At 37.3% G+C, this 12,943-nt stretch carries 11 protein-coding genes; 2 read left to right on the top strand and 9 right to left on the bottom strand.

Annotation, left to right across the window (positions count from 1 at the left end; translation table 11 throughout):
• Position 1: 1 nt before the first annotated feature.
• From spoVK to QUF78_RS09550, 9 genes are all read right to left on the bottom strand, one after another.
• Positions 2-958, bottom strand: a complete 957-nt coding sequence (spoVK, locus tag QUF78_RS09590; RefSeq protein WP_289327278.1) for a stage V sporulation protein K — start codon at positions 956-958, stop codon at positions 2-4.
• Positions 959-1,365: 407 nt separating this feature from the next.
• The gene (gene hfq / locus QUF78_RS09585; RefSeq protein WP_289317066.1) at positions 1,366-1,599 is read right to left on the bottom strand and encodes an RNA chaperone Hfq; all 234 of its coding nucleotides are present in this window, start codon (positions 1,597-1,599) and stop codon (positions 1,366-1,368) included.
• A 3-nt stretch (positions 1,600-1,602) separates the two neighbouring features.
• On the bottom strand, positions 1,603-2,523 hold the full coding sequence (gene miaA, locus QUF78_RS09580) for a tRNA (adenosine(37)-N6)-dimethylallyltransferase MiaA (RefSeq protein WP_370017007.1): 921 nt from the start codon (positions 2,521-2,523) through the stop codon (positions 1,603-1,605).
• Positions 2,524-3,028: 505 nt separating this feature from the next.
• Entirely contained in the window at positions 3,029-4,351 is a 1,323-nt protein-coding gene (locus tag QUF78_RS09575) for a sensor histidine kinase (RefSeq protein ID WP_289324459.1), read from the bottom strand.
• Positions 4,352-4,927: 576 nt separating this feature from the next.
• Positions 4,928-6,868: an FtsX-like permease family protein gene (locus QUF78_RS09570; protein WP_289324458.1), complete on the bottom strand. Its 1,941-nt coding sequence runs from the start codon at positions 6,866-6,868 to the stop codon at positions 4,928-4,930.
• On the bottom strand, positions 6,846-7,622 hold the full coding sequence (locus tag QUF78_RS09565) for an ABC transporter ATP-binding protein (RefSeq protein WP_289324457.1): 777 nt from the start codon (positions 7,620-7,622) through the stop codon (positions 6,846-6,848). The genes QUF78_RS09570 and QUF78_RS09565 overlap by 23 nt, the downstream gene beginning before the upstream one ends.
• A 97-nt stretch (positions 7,623-7,719) precedes the next feature.
• The gene (locus QUF78_RS09560) at positions 7,720-8,781 is read right to left on the bottom strand and encodes a sensor histidine kinase (protein ID WP_289324456.1); all 1,062 of its coding nucleotides are present in this window, start codon (positions 8,779-8,781) and stop codon (positions 7,720-7,722) included.
• Positions 8,778-9,485 carry a response regulator transcription factor gene (locus QUF78_RS09555; RefSeq protein WP_289324455.1) on the bottom strand — a complete coding sequence of 236 codons (708 nt, stop codon included), beginning with the start codon at positions 9,483-9,485 and terminating at the stop codon, positions 8,778-8,780. Before QUF78_RS09555 ends, QUF78_RS09560 begins: the two co-directional genes overlap by 4 nt.
• A gap of 121 nt (positions 9,486-9,606) precedes the next feature.
• The gene (locus QUF78_RS09550; protein ID WP_289324454.1) at positions 9,607-10,062 is read right to left on the bottom strand and encodes an SMI1/KNR4 family protein; all 456 of its coding nucleotides are present in this window, start codon (positions 10,060-10,062) and stop codon (positions 9,607-9,609) included.
• Positions 10,063-11,244: 1,182 nt separating this feature from the next.
• Between QUF78_RS09550 and QUF78_RS09545 the strand changes: the two genes are divergently transcribed.
• A complete protein-coding gene (locus QUF78_RS09545; protein ID WP_289324453.1) occupies positions 11,245-11,682 on the top strand; it encodes a helical membrane plugin domain-containing protein in 438 nt (145 codons plus the stop codon).
• 35 nt (positions 11,683-11,717) lie between these two features.
• Complete coding sequence (locus QUF78_RS09540) at positions 11,718-12,899, top strand: NAD(P)/FAD-dependent oxidoreductase (RefSeq protein ID WP_289324452.1); 1,182 nt, start codon at positions 11,718-11,720, stop codon at positions 12,897-12,899.
• The last annotated feature ends 44 nt before the right edge of the window (positions 12,900-12,943 follow it).

Here is a 12,943-nt window from a genome sequence, read left to right as displayed (position 1 = left end):
GTCATTCTTTCTCATCATCCTCAAAAATCAAATCTTGGCTGGTAAGCGTCAGTAAATCGGTTTTTTCAAACGAATCCTCCAGTAAAAGCCGCATCGCCTGCGCCCTAATCGTCTTTTCAAGTACATTGCGGATATAACGTCCGTTAGAAAATGAAATAGGCCCCCGGAATGATCGTAATATGATTAAATGTTCTTTTAATTTCCTTTCGGCATCCTGATTCATTAGATATTCCCTTTCCTGCAACATCCGATCGGCTATTTCCATTAACTGATCGATCGTATAATCCGGAAAATCAACAACAAGCGGGAATCTAGAATGAAGGCCAGGGTTAAGACTGAGGAAATAATCCATTTCCCTCGAATATCCAGCAAGGATCAATATGAATTCATGCTGACGATCCTCCATATGCTTGACAAGGGTATCTATGGCTTCTTTACCAAAATCCTTTTCGCCGCCTCTTCCCAAGGAATAGGCTTCATCAATAAATAAGATCCCTCCAATGGCCTTTTTAATTAAATCCCTTGTTTTTTGGGCAGTATGACCAATGTATTCCCCGACCAAATCTGCTCTCTCCGCTTCAATTAAATGACCTTTCGATAATACATTCATTTTTTGAAACAACTTTCCGATTAAACGTGCAACCGTCGTTTTCCCTGTTCCGGGATTTCCTTTAAACATCATATGCAGTGCTTGTCGGCCAGTCTTCAGCCCCTTTGCCTCACGTTGTTTATTGATGTAAATCCAGGCATATATTTCTTTAATCATCCGTTTCATTTCTTCCATTCCGACCAGCGATTTCAGTTCATCTTCAATTTCTTTCAACGCCACATGCTGGTGGGGGATTTCTTGCACCAAAATTTCTTTTATCGGCAGATCCTTTTGTAGCGCTTTTCTGTTTTCAGCATTAAACACAATATTGATTTGCCCGTTATTTTTCATACGGATCGGTTGTTCCAATGCATTCACCTCTCCATCTTGGCCCCTGACTCCACAATTTTCATTCAATTTATGATGGTAATAGGCATATGTAGCATAGCCAAAACTATCCCATCGGAGAATTTCATTATATCTTTTCGTGAATACCCAAGATTTCAGTATAATTAGCCATATTCCCTTCCAAACGGCGACTTATTCTGACAGGATTCTTTCCTTGGAGGATTTTTTACGACAAGTTTCATTCCCGATCATCAATTTATATGGAAGAATGTCATTTCCTGCGGTTTCCCGGAAAATAATCCGTCCCTTAATATATATTCAAAACAGGTGCGTAAAATTATCGATTCTTTGAAAAAGAACCGAGAAATGCAAGCAAAAAAAAACAGGTCGCTATAAGCGAAACCTGTTTTTCACATTCATATATATGATTATTCCTTCACTTCGTAATCAATCTGAACATTACGTTGTGGAGCAAATGTAGAGATCGCATGTTTAAAGACTAACTGCTGTTTGCCCTCCGATTCAAATAAAACGGTAAAATTATCGAACCCCTTAACTTGTCCCCTAATCTGGAACCCGTTTAATAAAAATACCGTCACATACGTACCATCTTTCCGTAATTGATTAAGAAACTGATCTTGAATATTTACTGACTGTTTCATGTATTAGTCCTCCTCTTTTCTCTCTAAATTTATGTATTCGCCTTCACTGAAAAGCTTTCCTGCTATAAATCCAGATATTTCATGTATTTTTTTTGAAAAATCCTCTAAATCGGTCATATTAAACCAAATGACATCCATTTTATTTCGAAACCAAGTTAATTGCCTTTTGGCATATCGACGGGAATTCTGCTTTAAAGTTTCAATCGCTTCATCCAATGAAGCTCTTCCATCAAAAAAATCATAGATTTCTTTATAGCCTATAGCCTGAATTGATTGGCAATCCCTTAAACCTTTTTCATGAAATGACTCCACCTCTTGAATCAGGCCTTCTTCTACCATCCCATCAACACGTTGATCGATGCGTTTGTACAGCTTTTCTCGTTCCATTGTCAATCCAATGATGCACGTATCATATTTCAATTCTGTAGGCTGTTCATTCAGCTGCTCACTCATCGTTTTACCTGTACAATGAAAAATCTCAAGTGCCCTAATCACCCTTCTTACATTATTAGGATGAATCCGATTCGCGCTTTCTGGGTCAACCTTACGTAATTGTTCAAAAACAGGATCGATCCCTATCTCCCTTACCTGTTTTTCGAGTCCTTCCCTATAAACAGGGTCGGATGGTGCTTCCGAAAATTGATAATCATAAATGACCGATTGTATGTATAATCCTGTTCCACCGACGATAATAGGGAGTTTACCTCTACTTTGGATATCCTCGATACAAGCATTAGCACGCTCCTGGAACTCTGCCGCACTAAATGGTTCATCAGGGTCCTTGATATCAAGTAAATAATGAGGAATTCCTTCTGTTTCTTCCCTCTTGATTTTTGCAGTCCCAATATCCATCCCTTTATAAACCTGCATGGAGTCTCCGCTGATAATTTCACCATTAAATAACTTTGCCATCTCAATGCTCATCTTTGTCTTGCCAACAGCAGTCGGTCCAATGATAACGAGAAGTTTTCCTTTTTGTTGTTTCACATTCTCACTGCCTTATATGATTTTTTCCCTATCTTATCATAATCCCGATGGAAGCAGCTAAACATCTACCCATTATGTCCAGTTCAGGTTCTTTTATTCACCTTTTTATCGGATTAATCGTCATCTTGAAATCACTTAATTCACATTCAATACTGATCCATTAAAAAGGTTGTAATGCCTTCTTTTTTCATATAGTACAGCTTTATTGTCTTAGATTTCCAGAGTATAACATACCGAAAATATAGATGAAGTTCCCAGCTGCATTTACGCATTTAGCAAGATATAGGACACCGGCTGAGAATATAAATTCTGTATGGATACCTATTAAGGAAAAAATGAAATACATAATATAATCCCGAGAACGGAAAAAAAGTATGATTCCTTCTTTTTTTGAGGAATCATACCTTTTTTATCAATATTCTGCTTCCCTTTGATTATCCGTTCAGCCCATTCTTCCATTTACAGGTATCATCATCGTAACGGTCGTTTCTTTTTCAGTGGATTTTACATGAATCTCTCCATCATATCTGTTAACCAAGTCTTTAACGATGAACAATCCTTGTCCGCGTATTTTTCCCTTTTGTGCCTTTTTGGTAGAAAATCCGCTGGCGAATATGTTCTCCTGATCTAATTCGGAAATCATCGGTCCGGTATTAGTGACCATAAACGTATACTTTTCATCATCAGCTTTGCAGGCAATATTCATTCGGCGTTCATGCTCTGGCAATTCAATCGTTGCCTCGATAGCATTATCGATGACATTCGATAATAGTTTAATCAAGTCGATTGTTTTGACCCGATTGAAGGATTTGTGTGAAACATCAATCTCAATATCGATGTTATAATTCTGGGCCGAGAGCCTTTTCGTCTCTAACAGGACAGATAAGCCCGGATGTATCACATCCAATTTCATTGATTCAATCGAATGCACTTCTTTTGAAAGGCCAGTTAAATAATCGAGCGCTTTTGAGTTCTCCTCTAATTTAAGCAGTCCATGTATCACCTGAATATGATTGGAAAAATCATGCCTTAATGAGCGGACTGAAGCAATGAGCGATTGAAATTCCGAATGATACGTATCTTCCGTATCCCCGACTTCACGTGTCAGTTCTTTTTGATACCATTTTTGAAGGACAAAAAAGGTAACCAGCAACATGATAACAAATCCCCCATTATATACAAGGATGGCAATGCTGCTTTTCAATACCTTTCCGTTAATGGCATTAATATCTTCTGCGCTCACATCAATGCCCAAAAAACCAATAATGGTGCCATCTTGATTTTTCATTGGCACACCCACAGTCAAATACTCCCCATATTCGGGATCTTCCAGAATCCCGGTAATAAAGCTTTTGCCTTCATACGCCTGTTTGACCTGCTCCGAAGGAACAGTACATACGCCGCCGATAGGAAAATCGCCTTTATGATCTTTAGAAAATCCAGTAATCATGGCTTTGGATACTTTCGGGTTATCAACCATGATTGTATAAACATATAATGCACCTATTTTTTCACGGGCATCCTCTAAGTAAGCTTTTATATCCCTATATTCCCGGCTCTTTACTTGGTTATTAAGAAATCGCTGATAGGCCTCTACATCCATTGAGTCGGCAATAGATCTAGCAGCTACCAAGTTTTGATTAGCAACGGATTTTTGCACAGAATTTTTAATGCTTAAATATGTAGAAAGCATATTTAGAAGAATGAAAACAATTAATAAAAGAATACTCAAATAAAGAAATGCCCTTAACTTTTTATTTTTCATAGGATTAAACTTACCTCATCTCTAGCAGCTAAAAGTTAACGAACCTATTTTGAGTTTACTATATAAAGGGACAAAGAAATAGAGAAAAATCTAATATTCTCCATAACTGCAGGCATATCATACTATAATTAATCAAGTAATTAACAGATTACCCACTTCTTTTTTGATAGTTTCGCCACTTTTTTGATCCTATAACTTTTTAAATTTTAATCTACATTAAATCCAATACTAAATATTTCAAATAAAACATTTTTTTTACCTATATAGTTTATTATATTAATATAATTTCATATGAGAATATGAAAAATCAAAAGTCGTCGAACTCGATATTTCCTCATGAAATAAATAATTTTACCCTTTATATGAAAATATTACAAGAATCTAGAGGTGCCATCAGTAAAATCACACCAAAATTTACATTTTTCATATTCAGGTGCAAGAAAAATCGGATTACTCTCTTTCAATAGTACATATTAACTGATTTATCATTAAGGGAAACGCCAATTCAAAAGAGAAGTTTTCCTTTTAATGAAAAATGGAATCAGAAGATTATCCCCTGATTCCATTTTGATAGCTTTATTTAATCGAATTGATGACTGCCCGCTCATACATTTTTTTAGTTACTTGATAATATAGCAGTTGAAGAAGAAAATACGTAGCGATGACCATGGCCGAATAACCAAACAAATTGGAGCCCAATAAATTGCTTAATGCCACGTAGGCAACTATGGCATGCATCATCCCTATCACAAAAGGAGCGAAAAAGAGGATGCGTATTTCCGCACTTAAAATTTGCTGTATTTCTTTTTTTGTTAGACCCAATCGATGAAGGGCATGAATTTGGATCTTCTTATCTTCTAAATTCGTAAAAACTCGCAGGTACATCATGCTTCCTTGGACGATAAAGAATAATAAACTGACAAACAAACCGATAAATAAGATCAATATGCTACCTTGTTTCATTTTATGATAAATAGGTGCTCTTGTTTGCAATTGATGGTCAGGATTGTTAGACATTTTTTCGATTTCCCCAGAGGTTTCCATCGATTCTTCCCAATCTTTCACTTCGTACCCGCGTACTCTTACCATCTCTTTTAAAGGCATATCAGCAGTTATTTCATTATACAGCTGATCATCGACCACCATCAGGGTGGTTGCTGATTTGATGGGAGCGATTATGGAATGATTGCGCTGACCCGCCATTGTAACCCGTATGATTTGTTTACCATAGTGAAGCTCCTTTTGTTCGCCATTTTGGACGAATTGATAATCCAGTCCCCCTCCATAAGGAAAAACGTATAACGCTTCTTTTCCAGATAACTTTGCGGAATCTAATTTTCGCAAAGTTGCCGCTTTGTTATAATCACTTTCCGAGATTAATAATGACCTATTTTCACTGGGTTCTCCCGTTCTCATATGGGGAAGCATGTGAGTGATGGGCACACCTGTCATATTTACTTTGTAAAGGATCTTGAATCCATCTTCCTTTAAAGTTTTCTCTACTTCGGATGGTTCAATGACGGAATAGATGGAAGCGTCATTTTCAACCCAGCCAATTGATTGTGGAATGTTATCCACCCCTTGCTTCTTTAAATCTGCACTGAACATGAAAAGTGTTCCTGCAGCTGTCAAAATGACGGCCGTAATGATCGAGGTTAAAAAGAATAACCTGGAATAATCCTTAATATTAAATATCAGGTTTGTTTGGTTAATTAAATTCGTTCCATTGTACAAGCTTTTCTTCTTCTGATAAAGCCTTCTGCATAGAGCGACAATACTTTGACTGAATAAAAAATAGGTTCCGATCAGTATGAATATTAAAATGGGCAATACCCGAATATATGAATTGTTCATTGACATCGTGACTGCCAAATAATAAGAAATGCTTAAGCAAACAACTGATAGTGCAATTAACCACTTTGAAACAATGGGCGTCTTTTTTGGTTTTTGTTTATCTTTTAGTAAATCGACCACTTCTGCATTTCCAATGTAAAACAATGAAAGTAGCGATAATAGCTGAAATAATAAAATGAAACCAACAATCGTATATATGAAGGCCTTAGGGACAAAGACAAACGATAATGGTTGTTCTACAGCCAATAACCAAGAAACTGTCATTAAGAATAACTTTGAGAACAAAAACCCCAATCCTACCCCAATCATGATTGATATGAGGGAAACGATCGTTTGCTCCAGGTAAATCAGTTTTCTAAGTTGGGATTTGGACATTCCAAGTAGTGTGAGCAAACCAAACTCTTTTTTTCGCGGCTGTAAAAATGCGGCATTCGAATAAGCTATAAAGAAAACCGAAAATATGATGATCACAATTTCAGCAGCAATGAGCCCCTTACTAATAAGCTTTCCCCCAGGGATATTAGTATGGACCACATCAGGATGAAAGATAAATGATGCATAAATAAAAAAGATTGAGACGGAAAGTACGATACTGAAAAAATAAGCAAGATAACGTTGGGCATTTCCTTGGATGTTTCTCTTAGCGAGAAGTCGAATGTTCATGATAGACTCCTCCCAAAACACTTAACGTATCTAAAATCCTATGATAGAAGCTCTGTATTTCCCCTCCATTATGAACCTCCGAAAAGAACTTGCCATCCTTTATGAATAAAACCCGGTCACAGAAACTGGCGGCAGTCGGGTCATGAGTGACCATGAGGATTGTTGCTCCCTTTTTCTCCTGGAGTGTCGTGAGGGTATCCATTACCTGCTTGGCAGACTTGGAATCCAAATTACCTGTAGGTTCATCTGCTAAAATAATGGATGGTTCATGAATCATCGCTCTTGCACACGACGTTCGTTGCTGCTGACCTCCGGATATTTCAAAAGTCCGTTTTTCTAAAATCCCTTCAATCCCCAGAAGGTGTGCCAACTGATTTACCCTATTTTCCATTTCATCGAGTTTATAATGATCTAACGCTAAAGGAAGGAGGATATTTTCGCGAACGGTAAGTGTATCAAGAAGATTAAAGTCTTGAAAAACAAATCCAATCTCCCTCCTTCGAAACAAAGCCAGGTCCTGATTTTTTAATTCATTAGGATTTTGATCATTTAGAATGACTTTCCCGGTGGTGGGCTTATCAATCGTGGCCATTAAATTAAGCAGAGTGGTTTTCCCGCTGCCCGATGGACCCATCACTCCGACAAATTCCCCTTTCTGTACATTCATGGTGAAATTATCTAACGCTTTATGAAATAAATTCCCCTGCTTTTGAAAATAAGTTTTGGATAATTGCTCCGCTTTTAAAATCGACATCCTGCATACCTCCCTTTCTTACCACAAGTATAATGAATATAGTGGGAGGCTCCCATCGAAGTTTATTACATAACCGCTTAACAGCCTTACAATTTTGTCACCTTTCATATAAGGTATTTGTATTAAAGAGAAACTCCACTGTAGTCCCTTCGGATACAGTCGATTGTATGGTAATCCCATGCCCAAGTCTGTTAACGATTTCCTTCACTAGATATAGTCCCATTCCAGTTGACTCTTGTTGGGCCCGCCCGTTCTCTCCTGTAAAAAATGGATCAAACACTCGTTTTACATCATGTGGGACAATTCCAATGCCCTGATCCGTTATCCTAAGTAAAACCTCTGACTTTTTTTCAACAATGTTGAATGTTATGCTGTCATGCTCTCCCTGCCTTGAATACTTCAGTGCATTAAAGACCACCTGACTAATGGCAAAGTGAAGCCACTTACGATCCGAATGCACATATAAATTCTCATGCTCCGTGTCAAGTCTAGGATAAATGAACCGTTTGATGAACTGTTTCTTTTCCTCGTTAATCACTTGCTTGACTAGATTAATCAAGTCAACCCGCTCCGATTTTACATCCTCTGAAAAACGCTGCAGCCTTGCTCCATGCAAGATAATTTCCAGCCCTCTACGAAAACGATCATTTTCTTCTTCAATCTCTTTAAGATAATCCTTCATCGACTCATTCGAAAATGTCCTTTTCCCTTCTTGAACCAGTAAAGAAATGACGGAAACAGGTGTCTTCATTTGATGTACCCATTGGTGAATCAACAGTTCATATTGCTCCTTCTGATTGATCTGTTCTTGTAATTGTTCTATCGTAGCCTGGTTCATTTGTTGAAAAAGCTCAATCCACAATTTTTGTTCATTTGACAGGGGATCCCTAAAGGCTTCGACATATTCAAACGTCAAGCTCGGTTCTTGCTTCATCCTTACTAACTGATTAAGAAAACGGTAATGCCTTATGTAATCTATCGCTAAAAATAGTAACATCAAAAACAACGCGAGAATAAATAAATAGATGATATTGGAAATCGATATCTGATTTCCCGCTTCCAAAACGGCTAATGCATAAGCAATAATAAGCAGGCTTCCCAATAGAACAGTATAAAATATAAAATAAAGACGGTCTTTAATGTAGGATTTTAGCTTCACTTTTCTTCACCTTGCACTATTTTTAGTCGATATCCTTTTCCCCTGCTGGTTGTTATGGCATGCGTTACGCCAATATCCTCAAGTTTTCTCCTCACTCTAGTGACATTGACAGTCAAAGTATTGTCATCAACAAATGAATCATCATTCCAAAGTGCTTCAAGTAAATCTTCACGCGAGACAATGGTGTCATACTGTCGTAGTAAACAACTCAATAATTTCAACTCATTTTGAGTTAACGTTACCTGATTGTGTTGATATTCGATCATCGCTTTTTCCGTATAAAGCGTTAATCCATCCATTTCCTTTACTTGTTGTTGGAATGAAGATATTTCAGCATATTCACCATAAACCCTGCGTAGGACGCTCTTTATTTTCGCTAGTACCACTTCCAAATGAAACGGTTTTGTTAAATAATCATCTCCCCCATATTCAATGGCCATGACTTGGTTCATTTCATCTGTCCTTGCAGAGATAAATATGATGGGAACCTTTGAAACCGTCCTTATTAGTCGGCACCAATGGAAACCATCATAATATGGCAGATTGATATCCAATAAAACCAAATCTGGCCTTATCTCCTGGAACTCCGCAAATACTTTGTCCAATTGCTTAACTTCAAAAACCTCATATCCATACCTTTTTATATAATTGACCAAGATTCCAGCTATTTTGACATCATCTTCAATCAATAAGATTTTATACATTTTCTTCACCTCTTTAACATAACAATCCTTACTATCACTCTTACATATCATCAATCTTGTTATTGAATTTACAATAAAAAACCTTGAATGGTCTGAGCCAATCAAGGGGATTCAAATAAAATTAGATTTCCTCCGGGATTTTCAATCCCTCAATGAAGGAATTAAAACTCTCTGCAACTTTATAAATATTTTCATCCTGGCTTGATGGATCGGAATACCACCCCTGATCCCAGAAGTAAACTCCCTTTTCCTCTTCGTTATCTATCAGCAAGATTTTACCTGTACACGTATCATTACCTATAATAATGCAATTCTTATGTAAGTCTTCTCTGTTTTCTTCATGCCATTTCTGTAAATCCAGTTCTTTATCCGGAAGCTCTAACCCATAAAGTACATTTAAGCAAACGAGTGTGTCTAATGCATCTACATAAAACTTACTGTTTTGCACGGCAGTTGTGCCGCCATTATGGGTAAGGAGAAAATGTTTATAATCTCCAGGGATTTCAAATCCCACATATTTCTGAAAATTATTCACTGATTCTTGTGTCGCTTTTCCATATCCCTTAATACTAACCATTCTACCAACTCCTATACAGTTTATTGTCGCAAAAACTTTAAGGCCATTTCCCTGCTTATAAAATGGACCGGGCCCTACACAGCCAAATGGCATTGCACTCTGGTATCTAAACTTTCCTTTTTCTTATTGGATATCCTTAACAATAAATTATTCATTATTTGTTAGAAAATAACACTTTTTTAAATATATTAACATAATTTTACTATCCTTTTCAGTATTTTCTGATATTTTTTTGACAATTTCGTTGCTTTTTATTAATAAAATAGCTTTTTTTAAAAAAGAGTTTTTGTCGAAAAATCGATAAATTGTATAATTTGTAGATTAATTAGGAGTTTTCGATGATATATCTCCATTTCCGAAGATATATTCCCGATTTCGCAGATAAATGAAACATAGCATTAAATATTATTCAATAAAAAAGGCGCCCAACCATCATCTTCGAGGTTGTGCGCCTTGTCCCTATCTATTTATTAATTCCATTACATCTCATACAATTTTATAGTCATCATAAGTAATTAATAACCTGCTCATAGAAACTGTCTCAGCACGAAGCTTATTCTTATCACGGCAATAAGCTATTAAGGAACTATTGGGAAGTTTAGCAGTACAGTTCCATTTTCTATATTTCTCACAATACCTGGAAGATATTTCGATAACTTCTCCACGTATCTTTAACATCCTGCGTTCTACCAAGGGCATCATCTCCAATTCCGATAATATTATTTACCCTAAATCAGATAAAATATTCTTGGGGTCCATACTTGCATGACATCTTCAAAGATTATGGACATTATAGTACAACTAACATCCATGTGAAACTAAAGATGTCTATTTAGGAATCACGGTGTAAGAGCTAAATGTAGCCATCATTTATTACTTGGACAAGCTATAGAACAAGCCACACCATAATAATAAAGTGAATCACAATCGTTATCTTATATAAAAAAAGAATGTCCCTAATAAAAAGCTATATTTAAGGTATTAAAACCAGAATAATCTTAATATTTTTTTGGAATATTAAGATAAATCACAAAATCCACCTACTAGCTATTAATTATAACTATTAAATTATATTCCTATCACAAAAAATATATTTGAAATTAAGGGATTAGAGTCGTATGATTAGTAGTATCGGCGGAAAACACATAAAACAAAATAATTAAGTTTAAAGGGGAATTAGATATGGTAGATGTAGTCTCAAAACCTGAACATGAAACATTTAATATTTCTGCAAACCAAGAACAATTGGATATCCTAGATCAGCTTTTAAAGCCTGAGGTTCAGGAATCCTTGAACACTTTAGTTGAGCAGTTACCAAAGCTGACTGAGTTAGTGAATATTTTAACAAAGTCTTATGATTTCGCTCAATCAGTAGCGACTGATGATGTTTTGAAAAATGATACGGTCAGCGCCATTTCGGAGATCGCAGGACCTGTAGTCGGTTCAGTGAAAGGGCTTGCGGCTAATGCCATCGAAGCTAAGGATCGTGCTGAAGTGAATACTGATGTGATTGGTCTTTTTGGTCTGTTAAGAATGATGAAAGATCCGCAAGCACAAAAGCTTTTCCGTTTCGCCCAAGCTTTTCTTGAAGTCTCTTCAGAACGTAAAAACCAAAAATAATTTGATAAACTTTCAGTAAGAACGGGGGATTAACTATGTCAAAACAAATCGTCATCTTAGGTGCAGGTTACGCTGGTTTACTATCTGCCTTATCCGTACGTGAATATTACAAAAAGGATGAAGTGCAGGTTACAGTGGTGAATCAATTTCCAACACACCAAATCATCACCGAATTGCACCGTCTTGCAGGCGGATCCATTTCTGAACAAGCTGTTTCCATTCCTTTGGAAAAGCTTTTTAAAGGAAAAGATATCGACCTTGCCATTTCCAAAGTGGAGTCTTTCTCAGTCGATAAAAAAGAAGTGAAGCTTTCCAATGGCTCCACTTTATCTTATGATGCCCTGGTTGTTGCTTTGGGAAGCCAAACAGGATTCTTCGGCATTCCGGGTCTTGAGGAAAACAGCATGGTCTTGAAATCCGTAAATGATGCAAACAAGATTTACAAACATATCGAAGATCGCATCCGCGAATATGCACAAACGAATAATGAAGCCGACGCAACAATCGTGATCGGCGGCGGCGGCTTGACGGGCGTCGAGTTAATCGGTGAAATCGTGGATCATTTCCCTAAAATCGCCAAAAAGTTCGGAGTGGACTTCAAGGACTTGAAAATCAAGCTTGTGGAAGCTGGTCCAAAAATCCTTCCGGTCCTGCCTGATCACTTAATCGAACGTGCCATGACAAGCTTGGAAGCACGCGGCGTTGAATTCTTGACAGGTCTGCCTGTTACGGGTGTTAAAGGAAACCAAATCGAATTGAAAGATGGACAAACCATAACTGCCAATACGCTTGTTTGGACAGGCGGAGTCGCAGCCCTTCCTATCGTAGGCGAATCAGGCCTTGAAGTGGATCGCGGCAAAGCAACCGTTAATGAGTATTTGCAATCCAAATCCCATAATGACGTTTTCGTCGTCGGGGACAATGCCGTTGCATTCCCTCCAGAAGGCGGCCGTCCATACGCTCCTACTGCACAAAATGCTTGGCAAATGGGTGAGCTTGTTGGATACAACCTATATGCAGCCTTTGAAGGCAAGAAACTTGAAGAATTTTCACCTGTAAACTCAGGTACACTTGCGAGCCTTGGCCGTAAGGATGCGGTGGCAACCGTTGGGGCCAATAACACTTCCCTTAAAGGTCTGCCGGCTACATTGATGAAAGAAGCAAGTAATGTTCGCTATCTATCACACATCAAAGCCCTATTCAGTTTGGCTTATTAATTTTAGATAAAGCAATCATGAATTATAAAGGACCATTCATCATT

This window comes from Peribacillus sp. ACCC06369 (assembly GCF_030348945.1).
Taxonomy (GTDB): domain Bacteria; phylum Bacillota; class Bacilli; order Bacillales; family DSM-1321; genus Peribacillus.
The sequence above is the reverse complement of the archived record's forward strand: the minus strand, read 5'-3'. Positions and strand labels throughout refer to the sequence as shown.